The sequence below is a fragment of the Domibacillus enclensis genome (assembly GCF_900156125.1).
Taxonomy (GTDB): Bacteria; Bacillota; Bacilli; order Bacillales; family Domibacillaceae; genus Domibacillus; species Domibacillus enclensis.
In genome coordinates, this window is sequence record NZ_FTLX01000001.1 from 259,683 (window position 1) to 275,806 (window position 16,124).

Sequence of the window (16,124 nt, forward strand, 5' to 3'; positions counted from 1 at the left end):
ATTATAGCTGTTTCTCTAATCCATAACACTGAATACAAAGATGATTATTGGAGAATATACTCTTTGTTAACCTAGTCAGGGAAGAATTTTCATGCCGAAATTTTTCATCTATGTGGCAGCGTTTATGACCACGTTTCTCCTCGTCGCTTGTATGAATAATCGTGATAATACTCAGCAAGATAATCTAGCTCAGAATGTTACTTACGATGAACAAGATCAATCAGACACAGCCACTCCCGATATTGGAGAAGAGGCGGCTAATCACATCACAGATTTAGAAGAAGTAAAGAGTGCAACAGTACTTATGACCGGCCAAACTGCTTACACAGCCATTAACCTAACTAATAAAACCAAATTTTATCTGGTATTTCTTAATGACAAACCCTGTCTAAAGCCAAGGTTTTTTTAATAATGCGGAATGAGCTTTTACCTGACTTTCCGCATGTCAAAAAACAGTAAATAATATTTTTCGTTTTTTTTCAATCAAAACTAAAAAAAACTGATATTTTGTCATTTTGTGGTTCTGCAGAGGGATTAATAAGTATGTTCAAATCGGCTTACTCGGAAATGTAATCGGACGGTAACCAGCTGCTTCGCTGCTTTTTTTAAAAAATTTATGGCTGGATGTGCTGCTTCATTTCCATAATTGGGCTGACAAGGATCGCTGTGCTGAAGCCTGCCCATTCTATGACGTGATGCATTTGTGGCAGGGGCGGTTCTGCGATACAGCGCTCGCTGCCGATTGCCATGGTCAATAGCCCTTCCATTGTCTTTATAATGGTTTTGACAGAAGGTGTTCTGGTTTTCTTTTTATCCGGGGTGATCCAGTCGCTGTCCTGTTGTTCAAGCGAGCGGCGAACTTGGTATTCCAAGTAAGACAGAAGCAGGAGAACCAGATAAAAAATGTACCCCAATGCCTTTACCCGGCGGCTGCTTTTCAAATAGACATTGTGAAACAGGATCGGATCTTTTAATAGCCGGAAACGGGTTTCCACACGACTTTGCTTCTTATATAAAAGTAGGCGGTCTTCTGCACACATGTCCAGTTCCGGGCTGGAGATCAGCACAAAGCAGGAAGCCATATGCAGCTCGCGTTCGGCGAAAGCGGGATGGACAGCCAGGCCGCTGAAGGAAAGTGTATAAATGGTTCTTTCTTCAGGGCTCTCTTCTTTTTTCGGGCGCCCGCGCCCGGGATGCTGCTTCGTAGTGGCCGACACAATCTTTCCGTGCACAGAGAAGCCTTTTTCTTGAATGGACCGGATGCTTTCCTGCATGGCCGTTTGCGCATCGGCTTCACAGCTGAAGGGCACTTTTTCTTTTTTCGCCAGTTCTTTTGCCAGTTTTTCTTGAATCTTGGCCCATTTCTTCCCCAGTGTTTGTTCTTTCTTAGCGGCCAGTTCCTTGGACCAGACGACAAGGAGTAGATAAGATGTACGTTGCTTTTCACAAGGAATACCGACTGTTTCGTACAGGTGATATTCTTTGCCAGATGGACTTTTAAATGGTCTCCATTCTTCTTTTTGAACGGCTTGTTCTTTGGCTGATTTGGTCAGGCTGAACGTATCAGGCAATCTGGAAAGAAACAGAATGCTTTCTTTCTCCATTGTAGCCAAGTTCTCCTTGGTCACCAGGCTGCTGTCGAGAATAAATGGTGCTGTCCGGCCTTTTTCTTCGAAAAAAGCCTTCATGGATTGGACGGCTTCGATGCTCCATTTCTGGTCGGATACGTTGCCGGAAAAGACATGGCCGAAGAGCGGAAGCCCGTTCTGCTGAACACCCAGCCCGATTTTGATTTGTTTCAGGTCCGGCCGGTGATCTTTACTGTGGCCATATGTAATGTCAAAAGCATCGTCATCCTGTCCATCGTACACGCCTTGAACGGATTTGGACGTGGTATCCGCGTGAATGGCCTGGATTGTGCAGCCCTGCTGGGTCAGAAGCTGATAGGAAATATCCATGCATAGCTGTTCTAAATCGACATCAGCCAGTTTATCCAAAGCGCGTCCATACGCATCATCGTTAAGCTTTGCGGGTGTGATGTTTGTGCCGCGAAACAATAGCTCCCAGTCCTGGACCTTCCAGTAGTCCTCCATGTGGGAGAGGGGCATATGTCCATGGGTAGCCATGATGGCGGCAGTCAGTGTTTCAATCAGAAAGCCGGGGGATACTTTGGTATTGTCCTCACGCCATGTCACCGCACGGTCAATCGCTTCTTGGATGTTCGCCATTCTTGCCATAGCGAAGCTAAAGGGCAGGACGCCGACGTGGATTGGTTTAATCGTATTTGGTTGCACGAGGAAACACCCTTTCTCAAATGATAGATTACTAGTTCATTCGCGGAAGGGAATGTACTTTCCTTCATTAATTTTCAATTGTTAAAATGTGACATGCGGAAAGTCAGTTATAATGTCCCCTTCATCCCATGACTGAACTTCATCAACAGTTACAATTTCACTGACCCACTTTCTCATTCATTTTTCCTCCCCCATTGAAATGTCAATTTTATTGGACGTGGAACCTTTTGTGCGCTGACTGCTTTCTCTCTTCACTGACATTGATGTATACAAGGCTTGTGGATGGGTTAGAGTGACCTAAAATTTGTTGAATATCCACTAAATCAGCTCCGTTATTTACCATCGTGCTTGCTAGTGTGTGTCTAAATACATGAGGAGTTAATTTTTTAGTTAACCCCGATAACTTTTCGATTTTGTCGACCTCACGCTGGATGCTGCAATTTTTCATTTGTCTAATTGGCTTATTTTGTGTCGCAAACAAGTAATCACAATCATCTGCCCGGCTTTTCAAATATTTGTTCAGATGAAAAAGAGACTTGTATGATAAAAATGTCACTCTTTCCTTATCACCTTTGCCAATGACAGTGATAGTCATGTTAGGTTTGTTTAAATCCTTTATTCTCATATTCGAGACTTCGCTTAATCTTGCTCCCGTCGAATACATGACTTCGATCAATGCTTTTTGGCGTAATGTTTTACATGATTCTCTTACCATTTCCAGCTCTTCGACACTTAGTGCTTTCGGTAAACGCTTTGGTAACTTTGGTGCTTTGATCTTTTTAGTCGGATCACGTAGCAGTATTTCTTCTTGCACCAAGAAACTGAAAAAGCTCTTTAAGACATAAAGTTTCTTTCCTAGTGTTGATGCCATTACTTCTTTTTCTTGTTTGATTTTCGATAAATAATTTCGAATGTCAGGAGTAGAGATTTGAACTGTTGATTTTTTCATTTGATCGGCAAATAAACTTAGTTCTGTTTGATAATCGTATAAAGTTAGGTCGCTATATCCTTCAAGTCTCTTGGAAGAGATGAAAATTTCAATATTGTCGTGCAAATCATCAGCTAAGTTATCATTAGACTTACGGTTTGTTTGATAATTACTGACTACTTCCTCTAACCTTACAGCCATCTTCTGCAAATCCACATCAGGACACAAAGTGCTAACCATTCCATTTAGTTCGCTAACTAATCTCGCTTTGTCATTTGTATAATTTAAACTCACCTTCTTTACCTCCTTATAGAATGGGTCAGCGATCTTTTCGCCATCCCATTAATTTATGTATTTATAAAGCTGATTGCATTTTAAACACTTTCAGCCACGTATCAATAATCAGGTTCATTATCATTCTCAGCCATTTTTACGTAATCAATATCAAAGCAGCTAAGTTGATCTAAAAGCTCCGGATAAGTGGTTTCAGGGTTATTAAGACCACAACCAACATTAACCTTAAAGATATGCTCGTCATGATCTGACTTGCCGGCCCAAACGATTTTAATTTCCTTTCCATTTGTTAAAGGGATGGCTTGGCAGTGTGTTGTGTCTCCAATTAACTCATCAATCCATCCTCGTAACAGGTCAGTTTTATCAATCCCTTCATCTTCGTAATCGGAGTTAATCCCCTCTAAATCTAACGCCCACTTTTTATAGCGCCAGTCACGCTGTAAATCCTCCTCATGTTGTTGAATCAGGTAATCGCTGAACTCCTTTTGCTGTCCTGTGGATGTGACATAATCATCAATCAGTTGATAAAGCCCCTCTATCTCAACATCTTTATCAAACATTTTCGCTTCAATGGAATCCTTATCCTCTACAACCGTCCACCCTTTAGCTCGACATTCTGCATAGTGGGCTTGGCGTTGCTCCTCAGTTGGATGTAGTACGATTTCGTTTTGGTTAGTAGTGCTATTCATTCTAATTCCTCCAATTATTTTGTATTTGTCCGGCGACTGACGAATTAACTTAAAAATGTGTGTGAAAATTAAATGTAACTCTTAATAATCACCTCCTTTCCGTTGACACAACAAGGTTTATGGTATAAAATAATCTCACAGGTTAATTATGAAATCGGACGGCTATCCGATGTTATTAGAATATTGAATTACTCAGCATATTGCGGATCGAGCATTTCTTGGTCTACTTGTGATAAGAGAAGTGCTTTTCCGTGTTTACCTAGTAGTAGTTGATACCTATCCATTAGCTTTTCACTCTTAAATTTTTCAATGAAACTTTCCAATGTTTCTTCTTCAGATAGAGTTGTGAGACAAATGAGTGAAAGATGGACTAGACTTTCATTTACATCTGTAATCAAATCAAAATTTATAATTTGAGCGCAAACTTGCTCAAGGTTCCGATTTTTCAGTGAAAAATATTCAGACTCAAGTTGGAATTCATGTTCTGGTATAAGGTACTCCTCTATTGTGCTATTCATAGGGACACCCGCAAATTTTAATTCAAATACGATTTCTTGATCTGTGATTACTAATGATGTCATTTTAATATTCTCCTCTTTTAGACTGATCTAGATATCGAGTCTTATTTTTCGTTTGTAAAAAAACAATATGTTGTGCAAACAAAGTTTTACAGTCAACTATTTTTTGCTAAGTCCTCAGATTTTTTCAAACTACTATATGCCTCTACTAACTCATCAGATATTACTAATGGATATAACCCAGCTTCATCATCGATCCAATCTGTCATCATTTTTCCTCTTTCTTATAATTATAGAATTGCCCCAACTTTTCACTCTCACAATTTCTTCATTACATTATCTAATAATTTTGTACGTTCTTCAGCGATCATTATTTCCGAGTCGCGTGAAGCAAATTCGATAAAGTTTGAATTTGAATGTGCTAAAGCCACTTTTCTTGCTGCCGTGTAGTTCATTGGGAATTTGATTTTTACCCCATTCAACTACCTTTTTCTTTTTTGCGTGACCAAATCCAAATTCCTCTAACACAGTTTGTTTGATATGATCATCTTCCATTAATACATCTAAATCCCAGTACTCAATCGATACACCCCTTTTCATTTGTATTTCTAATTCCTAAATCCATACTACCACCTAATATTAATTTACTCAACCATTTATTTTAATAAAATTAATAAAAATTATTATTTTGACTAAACTCACCCATTCGTTCTATAATATTATTAATAATATTAATCGAAAAGGGATGTTAACATGTACAATATTGGTGAAGTAATAAAAAAGTACAGAAAAGAAGCCAAACTTACAGCTACGGAGTTAGCAGAAAGAATCGGCGTAACTCAAGGAACGATCTCACAACTGGAAACCGGAAAAAGAAAACCATCAATTGATATGTTAGAGAGAATTGCTTCAGTTTTAGGTATTCCTGAAAAACTGCTTAAGGCATTCGTTGCTTTAGATAAAAGTGACATTAAAGAGTTAACGGTTAATATCAACTTAGGTGTAACCGAACTATCATGCAATTTTTCCACTAAAATTTCTGATAGTGTAAATCTTGAAAGTTTGACAAAAGAAGAACAATTCAAAATTCAAAATGAATATAACTTCCTCTCTCCGATTTTCATGAAAACTGTTTCAAGATATATAATTGATAATAAATTAGAGATTGAAAAACAATTCAAAGAAAATGTGATCAATACTTTAAAGATTAAAGATGTTGAAATTGATGAAAAGCACTAATTTATTTGATAACATCCATATGGTAAAGCAATGTCCCTTCCGGCATTGCTTTTTTTACTTTCTCTCTCCAACGAAGCCTCTTCTTCCATACCTCGTTCAGCTTCTTCATGTGTAAGTCGTGTAAGTTTACGGTCAAGGACACCATTAAAGAAACCGGCAAGATTCTTAATTTTCCGGCTCTTAGTTGCCATTACAGCAGTCTTTAAGGCATCATATCCAACGTTTTCAAGGGTTTGCTTATCAAATACCTCATGCTTAAACAGAAGCCTTGTCTGTCCCAAATAAACGCCATATAACTTACTGATTAACTTTTGATTGTCACCAATGGTCGAGTGAAGAAAATTTTTAAATTGACCGTAGAAATTTAACGACTCCGTATGATACGTATTATTTAATTGATTATTAGTTTTAGATGGCTTACTAGCTTTAAATGGGATGTCAAAACCATTTTCATCCAACCCTTGATTTATCGCCATTGAAACTTTATCAGTGTTCACTTGGGGGATGTCATTTTTAACATTTAGCCATTTATTAAACACCCATATATTTGATGACTGTGATCCATTCGATCGTTTAGTAGAATGAACAGCTAAAATGCCCAACCTGATTGATTTTCTCTTCATTCGATGAAAGGTGGACTCTGAGACGCTTTTAAATTGCTCTGAGATGGCTTTGAGCAACTTGTTGATTGAAATATTGCTTATTCCCTTAACTTTCACTGCAAAGCGTGTAAGAGCCTTAAAGCAGTATAATTCGCTGCGTGTGAAATCATTTTTATGAACAGCCAAAAAAGCTTCGATGTTATTATTGAACTCTTTGAGAGAGGAAAACTGTGATAGGTGTTTAAAATTGCTGATATGTCCTGATTGCATGATAATATACCTCCAATAGTATTATTTGAAGGCATACTCAAATAAACATACACATTGATATTTTTTGAAAATTGGTGTATGATTTACTTATCGACTAAGCATATATTGAGTATGCGACTGGGGTAAGGTGTTAGCGCACCTGCCCTTTTTTGTGTTCATTTCTTTTTTGTTAATGAGGTTCGAGTTTTTTTAACCTTTTTCTCATTTAAATGTTTGATTGGACTAAAGTTTTCATGTTGATCTTTAATCGTGTCATCCAGTACATGCGAATATATGAGAGTTGTTTGGATATCTGCATGCCCCAGTATCTTCTGAAGCACCCGTATTGACCCTCACGCTTTGATAAAGTGACAACTAGCACTGTGCCGAAAAATATGAGGATGAACACGCTTATCAATTCCTGCTCTTGCAGTAATCTCATGTAAATGCTTTCTGGCTGCATCTGCTCCTAGTGGATTTCCTGCATTAGTTAAGAAGATGAAATCCGATTCAAACTCTTCAGTTTCATCCATCAATTTCTCCAGTAAATTTAAAGTCTTCTTTGTGACTGGAACAATTCTATATACACTATTTTTTGTTTTATTAAAAGTGATAGAACCATGCTCAAAATCAATATCATGCCTCTTAAGCGCTAATACCTCCCCGATACGCCCGAATGAATCAAGAAGTACATGAATTAAGCAATATGCCCGAAAGTCTGCATACCAACTTTTATCAAGGGAATTCAGTATTTTAGTTATTTCCTGATCAGTTAATATGTCTACGTGTTTCTGTTGCTGTTTAATGTTCTTCAATGTTGAAAATGGATTCTTTTCAAGGTGCCCCTCATCAATCAAACACGAAAATGCAGCCTTTGCTAATCGTAAATAAGAGTTAGCCGACGTTACATTGACACCGATTTTCTTTTCTCTATTCCATCTAACATTTTTAAATTGTTGCTTTTCATGTAACTGCCACTCAATGAATCTTCGTGCATCTTCGATGGTTAAATTTTCCATGTATTTGTTTTTGGCAAAACAGCGTTCAAAATCATTAAACAGTTTATTGTAATTGGTGATTGTGTGTTTCGATAAGCCTTCCATTTTTTTGATACGAATAATTATGTCTCTGGCTTTCTCTACAGTTAACTTGTGTTGAATTTTTGTCTTTTTAGGCAACAAAAAATCCCCCTTTCTGTACTTGATTCAGTACAAAAAGAAGGATTAGGGGTCATTTGTGGTTATGGTCACGAATGAACGTATTCACCTGTTATCTAACATTGTAACCATCATCAATCATCCACAAACATAGCTAGAAAGCTTTATACGCCTGCTAAACGAGAAACGTCACGGGCGATCATCACTTCTTCGTTTGTCGGGATGACGATGACTTTTACCGGTGAGTGCGGGTAGCTGATGAACTGCTCTTCACCGCGCACGTTGTTCAATGCCGGGTCCCAGTAAACGCCCATGAATTCAAGGCCGTTCATAATACGGGCACGAGAAGCGATGTCGTTTTCGCCGATACCGGCTGTAAAGATGATCGCGTCTACGCCGGACATACGAGCGGCATAGGAGCCGATGTATTTGTGAATGCGGCTTGCGAATACTTCAAGGGCTGTAATCGCACGCTCGTTGCCTTCTTCGGCTGCTTTGGACAGGTCTCGAAGGTCACTTGACACACCGGATACACCCAGCATACCGCTTTTTTTGTTTAAAGTGTCGAGTACTTCGTCCGCTGTATGACCCGTTTTCTCCATAATAAATGGCATTAAAGCCGGGTCAATATTACCGGAACGTGTCCCCATGGCTACACCGGCAAGCGGCGTGAAGCCCATTGATGTATCGATCGATTTTCCGCCTTCGATAGCGGCAATGCTGGCGCCGTTTCCGAGGTGGCAGGAAATCAAGCGTAAATGCTCAATCGGACGTCCGAGAAGGGCTGCCGCACGCTCGGACACATATTTATGCGATGTGCCATGGAAGCCGTATTTACGGATGCCGTATTCTTTATAGTACTCGTACGGAAGGCTGTATAAAAATGATTTTTCCGGCATCGTCTGGTGGAAGGCTGTGTCAAATACCGCAACAGCCGGTACATTTGGCAGCACTGCCTGGAATGCTTTAATGCCTGTGACGTTCGCCGGGTTATGAAGCGGCGCCAGCTCTGACAACTCTTCAATTTGAGATAATGTTGCTTCGTCAATCATCGCGGAGTCATTGAATTTTTCTCCACCGTGCACGACGCGGTGGCCGATTCCATCAATTTCATCCAGTGAAGCGACGATTCCGTTCGAAACAAGCTTTGAAAGCAGCATTTGAACCGCAACGGCGTGGTCGGGAATGTCCGTTACTTCTGTGTCATTTGTGCCGTCCGGCTTTGTAATAGTAAATACGCCGTCTGTCAGGCCAATCCGCTCGACAAGACCTTTCGTCAGAACCGTTTCCTCCGGCATTTCAAACAGCTGAAATTTTAATGATGAACTCCCTGCGTTTATTGCAATTACTTTAGACATATTTTCCTCCTCGTGGTCGAACAATTTATCTCTATATATAGGAATAACGTGTTCCGGGCAAAATAGCAAGCATTCCTTCTCTCGTTAACCGTTTACACGAAATAATAATTATTTTCCGACAAATTGATTCCATGTCTCCTATCTGCTGCTTCATGTGGAAAAAATTCTTGCTTTGTTCTCTTTCATGACGCCTGTTCTTTCTGTTTTTATCTTATATTAAAATAATGTAGGTTTTTGTCGATAAAAGCAGTACACTATACCCATTAACATACCTTTACAGGTAAAGGAGTGGTTCTTTTGAAGCTGTTTAATCGTTCATCTCAACAAGTGGTTCCTCTCGTCCGCCCCGAAGACCGGACCCGGACAGAATTAACGGTGGCCCCCCATTCTGAATTGGCCAGACAAATTTCCATGATCGGGCTTACAGCCGGAGATTTAGCTATCGTTCATGCGATGAAACCCGTGATGGCGCCCAACCTCGATCAAATAGTCGATGTTTTTTATGCAAGCATTACTAAGCAGCCGGGACTGCTTCATATTATAGAATCACACAGCTCCGTTGAACGGCTGAAGAAAACGCTTCACCGCCATATCGGCGAACTGTTCGACGGCCGGGTTAACGATGAATTCATCGAAAAACGGTACCGGATCGCCCACGTGCACGTACGTGTCGGGCTTGAAACGAAATGGTACATGTCCGCTTTTCAAAATCTGCTTAATTCCATGACGGAATTAATTGTTGTGCAGCCGTGGTCAAACGAAGAAAAGGTTTCAGCCATTCAAGCGATCACCAAATTGTTAAACGTGGAACAGCAAATTGTGCTGGAGGCGTATGAAGAGCGCAACAATACGATTCGAGCCGAAGAAGCTGAACGAAAACAAGAGCTCAGCCAGCGGGTTTACGCGATTTCACAGGAACTTGCCGCTGTATCAGAAGAAACAAGTGCCTCTGTCAAGGAGCTGGTTCAGCAGTCTCACACTATCAGTCAGATTACGAGTGAAGGAAAACTGCAGGCCGACCAGTCTGAGCTGCATTCCATTGAAGGTCAAAAGCAGCTGAAGGAGCAAAGTGCTAAGCTGTCCGATATTCAGTCATCTGTTTTTCACATTCAGCAGTATTCCACAGAGCTGACCGAAATATCCCAGCGGATCGTCGAGGTTATCGCGATTGTCAGCAATATTGCCGGTCAAACGAATTTGCTTGCCTTAAATGCATCCATCGAAGCCGCCAGAGCAGGCGAGCACGGGAAAGGATTTGCGGTTGTCGCTGAAGAAATTCGCAAGCTTTCTGACCAGACAAAGCAGTCAACAGCGAATATTTCTGTTCACATTATGAAAACGAATGAGCTGATCAACCTGATGAGCGGAATGGTCGAAAACGTCAACAGCCTTGTTGATAACGGCATTGTAGAAATGGATAAAACCGGCGAGGGCTTTTCACAGCTGATTTCTTTGATCAGCAGAACAAAACAGCAAAACGTCTTGATTGATGAAAAAATGGAGCAGTTTATGACGGGCATTCAAGAAATTGATAAGGCTTCAAGTGAAGTTTCACACTCTGCTATAACGTTAAACGATGTAACTGAATCCATATAATGAGGTGAAAATCGTTCCTTGGAGCGGTTCTTTTTATGCTAAAATACGAAATAGATCATTCCGTTAGGAGGAGCCCCTTATGCCGATGGAAAAGCGGTATCTTTTATTTCTTGCAGGTTTTGGAGGCCTCTATTACGGCTGGCTGTTTGTTTTTCAAAACAATGATTGGCTGAAAACGCTCGGAGGGAATGTGCTGACGCTGCTCGGTTTGGCTGTAGCGCTGTACTGGATCGTAAAAACCGTTCTGTCCCCTTCTGTCAATCAGCCCATTTTCTGGAAGCTTATTTTAAGCGGATTGTCATTTTATTTTGCTGCGGAGTGGCTGTGGCTTTTATACGAAACGATCTGGCAGATGGACGTTCCGATTTTCGGGTTTTTAGATTTCTTTTTCCTGGCCCATGCGCTTTTTTACATTGCCGCTTTCCTTCATAAATTCAAACAGGAATACAAAACCGCCCGCACTGTCCGGATGGTGTTTGATATGCTGATCACGATGACCATTGCGGTCAGCTTCAGCTGGCATTTTATTATCGGGGCCATCCTGGCAGATGTCGATGCAGCACCTGTGGACCTGCTTGTTACCCTGAGCTACCCGGTAACGGATTTAGGCTTGCTTTTAGCTGGCTGTACGCTGTTTTTCGGTTTGAACCGGTCAAACGCCAAAAAAGAAATGCTGCTGATTCTGCTCGGGCTTTTGGCTCAAATTACTGCAAACTCCATTTATTTATCTCTTATTTTAAATAACGGGTATGAATCCGGAAATATAACCGATCCATTGTACGTGTTATCCGCTTTGCTCATTGCATTGGCAGGCCGCCTTTACGGGGACGCGCCGGCAGTATCTGCGCCAGCACAAAAAAGGATTCGGGTGTTTCGTCTGCTCATTCCGTATGCAGGCGTCACCATCCTGTTTATCTTTATGCTGTTTTACGCGAGCTTTAACGCGCTGACGGTCGGCGCAACCATTTCCATTATCCTGCTTATGATCCGCCAGGCGTGGACCATTTATGAAAATCAAACATTATACGACCAGCTTTTAGAACGCACAGCCGATTTATCCATCAACGAACAGCGGTACCGTTCGCTGTTCGATCATTACCCTGAGGCGGCGTACTCGGTGGATGTAACAGGCCGCTTTCAATCGATGAATCAGGCCGCTGCGGATTTGCTTGGCTTCGAGCATACGTCGGATGCGATCGGGATGGCAAGTACGACCTTCCTTTCAGCAAAAGATAAAAAACAAGTGGTGGTTCACACCCCTTCTCTGCTAAAGGGCGAGGCGTGCGAGTTCGAAATTAGCCTTGAAAGCAAAGGACAGCGGCGGATTATCCACATCACCAGCATTCCGATTATTGTGGATGGGCAGGTAATCGGGATTTACGGCATCGGCAAGGACATAACAGAACAAAAAAGCAAGCAAAAGCAAATCAAGCATATGGCTTATCATGACGCGCTGACGAATTTGCCGAACCGTCTGGCGTTTGAGAAAAAAATGATGAAACTGATCCAGGAAAATCACCAGCCCTTTGCGGTGCTTTATATGGATTTGGACGGATTTAAACAAATAAACGATACACTCGGCCACCAGGCAGGAGACGAACTGCTCATTTCGGTGGGCAATCGGCTTTCATCGTCGATCCGTTCTGGTGATATGGCATCCAGACAGGGCGGCGATGAGTTTGCTTTATTGATCAGTGGCTTCTCCTCACTCACGGAAGTGGAAGAAATCGCCAAAAGACTTCTTCATTCCATCAGGGAGCCGCACACTGTAGCAGGACAAGCCCTTTCCTTTACACCGAGCATCGGCATTTCCGTTTATCCAAAAGACGGCCAATCACCTGATCACCTATTGAAAAAAGCAGACACCGCCATGTATCATGTAAAGCAGAATGGAAAAGGAAGCTATCAATTTTATGAGGATAAAGGAGCACTAGACACATGAATATACTTTGGGATTTAGATGGAACGATTTTTGACACGTACCCGGCTATTGTAAACAGCTTTGCGGCTGTTCACGAAGCAGCGCACGGCAAGCCGGTTGACCGGGAAGAAGCTCTTCGCTGGCTGAAGAAAAATTCAAAGCTTGCTTTTGCCCACTACGGCATTTCAGACGACTTCCGTCCGATGTTCGCCGAGCTTGATCATAAAGAAGCAGAGGTCAGCTGCTTTCCGTTTGACGGCGTGAAGGACGTACTCGCTGCTGCCAATGTGAATGTCATTGTCACCCACCGCAAAAAAGCGTCCACGATTGAGCTACTGACGAAATTCGGACTGATCGACTATTTCGATGAAATCATCAGCCCGGAGGATGACGGATTTCCGCGCAAGCCGGATGCAGGCGCCTACAAATACCTGCACGAAAAGTACAACCTCGATTGGGCCGTTGGCGACCGCTCTCTTGACCTGATTCCCGCGCGCGAAGCCGGCATGAAAACGGTCGCTTTTCAAAACCCGGATATCGAAGCGGATGTGTACTTTGATTCCTATGATCATACCTTTTACCAAAAAGTAAGATAAGTCCTTTGTGAAAAATCGAGCCTGATGCTGGCTCGATTTTTTAAATTTATTGGAAGAATATAATTTTGTTATTAAAAAAAGCATTTATTATATATATTTTCCATGTACAATAGAAAGAACTACGACAAAAGGAGTAACGACCTCATGAAATGGACCATTCGCAAAAAATTAATTCTGTCTTTTTTAGCCATCCTGCTCATTCCATCCGGACTGATCGGCTACTTAACGTATCAAAGCGCTCAAACAGAGATGGAAAAGCAGCTGCTTTCTTCAGCAAACGAAAGCATCCATACACTTGACCGCTTAATTACAGATAAAATGAACGCCAAAATACATGACGCTGACATATATGCCAGTCTGGTAACAGCCAGCAGCGTGGAAGGCGAAGAAAGCCCCGACCTGAGAAGACGGCTTGACCAGTACGCAAAGCTTCATCCGGAAGTCATCAGCATTTACGTCGGCACACAGGACGGCGTAATGATTCAGGAACCGCGTCAGGAGCTTGCACCCGACTATGACCCGCGCGACCGTCCCTGGTATCAGGAAGCGATTGATTCCGGTGGTGAAACAATCATTACAGAGCCTTATATTTCGTCATCCGGTTCAAACGTTGTTACCGTCGCCCAACAAACAGCCGATCAAAATGGTGTCATTGGCATTAACGTAAAGATGGAAACATTCACAGATATGGCTTCGATGATTAAAATCGGTCAGGAAGGCTATGCGATTCTTCTTGACAGCGAGCGGAAGTTTATCGTGCATCCGACAGGTGAATTTGGACAGCCTGCTGAAGACCCTTTATATGATTCCATGTACAGTACAGATTCCGGTACATTTGATTATACGTTTGAACAGGACAGCAAAATCATGGCGTTCTCGACAAATGAGACAACCGGCTGGAAGATTGGCGGCACAATGTATACGCAGGAAATGACCGATGCCACTCAGCCGATTTTAATGAAAACGATCACGACCGTTCTCTTGTCGCTTCTCGCAGGAATCGCCTTAATGTGGCTAATCATCCGGTCGATTACCCGCCCGCTTCTTTCGTTAAAGAAAAGTGCGGACGTTTTGAGCAATGGCGATTTAACGCAGCCGATTGAATCGAATCGACGGGATGAAATTGGTGACCTCAGCCGCGCTTTCGGACAAATGGCACATAACTTGCGAGAGCTCATTGTACAGGTGGATCAAAACACCGAGCAAGTAGCCGCAGCTTCCGAAGAACTAACGGCCTCTTCTGATGAGACGACTGCAGCCACCGGCCACGTCGCGGATTCCATTCAAACAGTCGCCTCGGGTGCTGACCAGCAGACGAGCGCGCTTTCTTCTGTTCTGTATGATATGGAGCAGCTGCAGACAGGGGCCGGCACGATTGTAGAACGGATTGAGCACGTATCTAAAACAGCTGACGAAACGGTTTTATTCGCATCAGAAGGTGAAGAAGCCGTTCGGAAAACGGTCAATCAAATGAATGAGATCCAAGCGCACGTTCAGTCGTCAGACGCGATGATTCAATCGTTAAACAGCCGGTCCGCGGAAATCAACTCGATTATTGATGTGATCAGCGCCATTGCCAACCAGACAAATCTTCTTGCTCTGAATGCGGCCATTGAAGCAGCACGTGCCGGTGAGCATGGCAAAGGCTTTTCCGTCGTCGCCAGTGAAGTGCGGAAGCTCGCCGAGCAGTCTCAATCCTCAGCCAGTCAGATTGCCGGCTTAATTGAAGCCATTCAAAAAGACACGCAGCAGTCCGTCAGCTTGATGGGTCAGGCGTCACAAAGTGTCCAGGTGGGGATCTCCTTGTCGGATGACACCTCTGACAAGTTCAACGGCATCTTAAACGGCATGCAGCAAATTGCTCCGCAAATGCAGGACGTTTCTTCCATCGCCGAGCAAGTAAGTGCAAGCGTCGACAAGCTCTCTGCGGCGCTGGATTCCGTTTCAGCTATTGCAAAAGATAACGCAGCGTCTTCCGAACAGGTCGCAGCAGCAACAGAACAGCAGCTCGCTTCCCTTGAAGAAGTAAATATCGCAGCGAAATCACTTTCCCAGATGGCCGAAGAATTACAGCAGGTCGTCCGGAAATTTTCAGTTTAAATCAGTCTTTTATGGCTTCGGCGCAATTAAGCCGAATACGGCGCAATTCCGAGCGAATTGCGCCGTATCTTTTGGAATTGCGCCCTCATCCAATTTATTGCGCCGACCGCTACGAGTTGACACATTCTCCTACCTTTAATAGGGTAAAAGGGACCCTGAAAGGATGTGTCTTTGTTGAAAACAGTGCTTAGATTGTTATATGGTGTCGGTTTTTTATTTGCGGGCATCGCTCATTTCAAGCGTTCAAAAGGGTTTGAAGCGATTGTTCCCGCTGTTCTTCCCTTTAAAAAAGCGATTGTCGCCATCTCCGGCGTCATTGAGATCGTGTACGGTGTACTGCTCCTGTTAAACCGGGGCACGACGTTTGTGACAAAAACGCTCCCTGGCTTTTTAACAGCTGTTTTCCCGGCCAATGTATACATGGCGGTGAAAAACATTCCGCTCGGCGATAAAAAATTGCCGGTATGGGCTTTATGGGGACGCCTGCCTCTTCAGTGGCTGCTGATTAAAGGAGCTAAAAAAATAGATTCTTAACGGGTACGTCCGGCACTGAAAAGCTGCCGGGCTTTTTTTTGTCCATGAA

15 protein-coding genes are annotated in these 16,124 nt (G+C 42.6%); 7 read left to right on the forward strand and 8 right to left on the reverse strand.

Annotated elements, in window-relative coordinates; genetic code table 11:
- The first annotated feature begins 91 nt into the window (after window positions 1-91).
- Window positions 92-409: a YhcN/YlaJ family sporulation lipoprotein gene (locus tag BW952_RS01295; protein WP_045849538.1), complete on the forward strand. Its 318-nt coding sequence runs from the start codon at window positions 92-94 to the stop codon at window positions 407-409.
- Window positions 410-614: 205 nt separating this feature from the next.
- On the opposite strand, the gene BW952_RS01300 is transcribed toward BW952_RS01295, so the two are convergent.
- The 5 genes from BW952_RS01300 to BW952_RS01320 form a co-directional block, all read right to left on the reverse strand.
- Complete coding sequence (locus BW952_RS01300; protein ID WP_045849537.1) at window positions 615-2,294, reverse strand: IS1634 family transposase; 1,680 nt, start codon at window positions 2,292-2,294, stop codon at window positions 615-617.
- Window positions 2,295-2,502: 208 nt separating this feature from the next.
- Entirely contained in the window at window positions 2,503-3,516 is a 1,014-nt protein-coding gene (gene xerA / locus BW952_RS01305) for a site-specific tyrosine recombinase/integron integrase (RefSeq protein WP_197075788.1), read from the reverse strand.
- Between the two features lie 101 nt (window positions 3,517-3,617).
- Entirely contained in the window at window positions 3,618-4,205 is a 588-nt protein-coding gene (locus BW952_RS01310; RefSeq protein WP_045849536.1) for a hypothetical protein, read from the reverse strand.
- 188 nt (window positions 4,206-4,393) lie between these two features.
- Entirely contained in the window at window positions 4,394-4,786 is a 393-nt protein-coding gene (locus BW952_RS01315) for a hypothetical protein (protein ID WP_045849535.1), read from the reverse strand.
- Window positions 4,787-5,083: 297 nt separating this feature from the next.
- Window positions 5,084-5,323 (reverse strand): hypothetical protein, encoded by a 240-nt coding sequence (locus BW952_RS01320; protein WP_045849534.1) that lies wholly within the window; start codon window positions 5,321-5,323, stop codon window positions 5,084-5,086.
- A 153-nt stretch (window positions 5,324-5,476) separates the two neighbouring features.
- Between BW952_RS01320 and BW952_RS01325 the strand changes: the two genes are divergently transcribed.
- Entirely contained in the window at window positions 5,477-5,962 is a 486-nt protein-coding gene (locus tag BW952_RS01325) for a helix-turn-helix domain-containing protein (RefSeq protein ID WP_045849533.1), read from the forward strand.
- Here BW952_RS01325 and BW952_RS01330 read toward each other — a convergent pair.
- The 3 genes from BW952_RS01330 to BW952_RS01340 all read right to left on the reverse strand — a co-directional run bounded on the left by BW952_RS01330 (window position 5,959) and on the right by BW952_RS01340 (window position 9,328).
- On the reverse strand, window positions 5,959-6,834 hold the full coding sequence (locus BW952_RS01330) for a hypothetical protein (RefSeq protein ID WP_052698362.1): 876 nt from the start codon (window positions 6,832-6,834) through the stop codon (window positions 5,959-5,961). The genes BW952_RS01325 and BW952_RS01330 overlap by 4 nt on opposite strands.
- Window positions 6,835-7,166: 332 nt before the next feature.
- Window positions 7,167-7,991, reverse strand: coding sequence for a tyrosine-type recombinase/integrase (locus BW952_RS01335; protein WP_045849532.1), 825 nt, complete (start codon window positions 7,989-7,991; stop codon window positions 7,167-7,169).
- A gap of 143 nt (window positions 7,992-8,134) precedes the next feature.
- Window positions 8,135-9,328 carry an acetate kinase gene (locus BW952_RS01340; RefSeq protein ID WP_045849531.1) on the reverse strand — a complete coding sequence of 398 codons (1,194 nt, stop codon included), beginning with the start codon at window positions 9,326-9,328 and terminating at the stop codon, window positions 8,135-8,137.
- Between the two features lie 297 nt (window positions 9,329-9,625).
- Between BW952_RS01340 and BW952_RS01345 the strand changes: the two genes are divergently transcribed.
- The 5 genes from BW952_RS01345 (at window position 9,626) to BW952_RS01365 (ending at window position 16,075) form a co-directional block, all read left to right on the forward strand.
- Window positions 9,626-10,924: a globin-coupled sensor protein gene (locus BW952_RS01345; RefSeq protein ID WP_052698361.1), complete on the forward strand. Its 1,299-nt coding sequence runs from the start codon at window positions 9,626-9,628 to the stop codon at window positions 10,922-10,924.
- 79 nt (window positions 10,925-11,003) lie between these two features.
- Window positions 11,004-12,866: a DUF4084 domain-containing protein gene (locus BW952_RS01350; protein WP_052698360.1), complete on the forward strand. Its 1,863-nt coding sequence runs from the start codon at window positions 11,004-11,006 to the stop codon at window positions 12,864-12,866.
- A complete protein-coding gene (locus BW952_RS01355) occupies window positions 12,863-13,441 on the forward strand; it encodes an HAD hydrolase-like protein (RefSeq protein ID WP_045849530.1) in 579 nt (192 codons plus the stop codon). The genes BW952_RS01350 and BW952_RS01355 overlap by 4 nt, the downstream gene beginning before the upstream one ends.
- Before the next feature lie 144 nt (window positions 13,442-13,585).
- Window positions 13,586-15,541 carry a methyl-accepting chemotaxis protein gene (locus tag BW952_RS01360; protein ID WP_045849529.1) on the forward strand — a complete coding sequence of 652 codons (1,956 nt, stop codon included), beginning with the start codon at window positions 13,586-13,588 and terminating at the stop codon, window positions 15,539-15,541.
- Window positions 15,542-15,715: 174 nt separating this feature from the next.
- Entirely contained in the window at window positions 15,716-16,075 is a 360-nt protein-coding gene (locus tag BW952_RS01365; protein WP_045849528.1) for a DoxX family protein, read from the forward strand.
- The last annotated feature ends 49 nt before the right edge of the window (window positions 16,076-16,124 follow it).

Bases quoted from the DNA above. Each gene is read 5' to 3' on its own strand.
- BW952_RS01350 (WP_052698360.1), top strand. From the start codon at position 11,004: ATGCCGATGGAAAAGCGGTATCTTTTATTTCTTGCAGGTTTTGGAGGC.
- BW952_RS01325 (WP_045849533.1), top strand. From the start codon at position 5,477: ATGTACAATATTGGTGAAGTAATAAAAAAGTACAGAAAAGAAGCCAAA.
- BW952_RS01360 (WP_045849529.1), top strand. From the start codon at position 13,586: ATGAAATGGACCATTCGCAAAAAATTAATTCTGTCTTTTTTAGCCATC.
- BW952_RS01310 (WP_045849536.1), bottom strand. From the start codon at position 4,205: ATGAATAGCACTACTAACCAAAACGAAATCGTACTACATCCAACTGAG.
- BW952_RS01355 (WP_045849530.1), top strand. From the start codon at position 12,863: ATGAATATACTTTGGGATTTAGATGGAACGATTTTTGACACGTACCCG.
- BW952_RS01320 (WP_045849534.1), bottom strand. From the start codon at position 5,323: ATGAAAAGGGGTGTATCGATTGAGTACTGGGATTTAGATGTATTAATG.
- BW952_RS01315 (WP_045849535.1), bottom strand. From the start codon at position 4,786: ATGACATCATTAGTAATCACAGATCAAGAAATCGTATTTGAATTAAAA.
- BW952_RS01340 (WP_045849531.1), bottom strand. From the start codon at position 9,328: ATGTCTAAAGTAATTGCAATAAACGCAGGGAGTTCATCATTAAAATTT.
- BW952_RS01330 (WP_052698362.1), bottom strand. From the start codon at position 6,834: ATGCAATCAGGACATATCAGCAATTTTAAACACCTATCACAGTTTTCC.
- BW952_RS01295 (WP_045849538.1), top strand. From the start codon at position 92: ATGCCGAAATTTTTCATCTATGTGGCAGCGTTTATGACCACGTTTCTC.